Source organism: Psychrobacter sp. CAL346-MNA-CIBAN-0220 (assembly GCF_040309805.1).
Classification (GTDB): Bacteria; Pseudomonadota; Gammaproteobacteria; order Pseudomonadales; family Moraxellaceae; genus Psychrobacter.
Window position 1 is genome coordinate 1 of record NZ_JBEOPF010000089.1, and the last position, 295, is coordinate 295.

Genomic DNA, 295 nt, shown 5'->3' on the forward strand with positions numbered 1-295 from the left:
GGTTACGATACAACACTGGCAGCTCATTTTTTAACGCAAAATTAGCGGCACAGGTATTGGCGAGCAGCATACACTCTTCAATAAGCTTATGCGCGTCACCACGAGTACGCGGCAAGATGGCTGCAATACCCCCTTTTTCGTTAAACTTAATATAAGTCTCAACCGTTTCAAACTCCATTGCATGACGCTCTTCACGCTTTTGCAGCAGCAGCTCATACAATTGATGTAGAGTATCGACCGATTTTTTGACCCCTTTATTACCGGTTAATGACTTAGGAATACTCGGGTCTTGTGG

General features: G+C 44.4%; 1 protein-coding gene. It reads right to left on the reverse strand.

The genetic code is table 11. From position 1 onward, the window contains the following. Positions 1 to 295: RNB domain-containing ribonuclease (locus tag AAEY88_RS12815; protein WP_350562994.1), on the reverse strand; the 295-nt coding region annotated here is incomplete at both ends.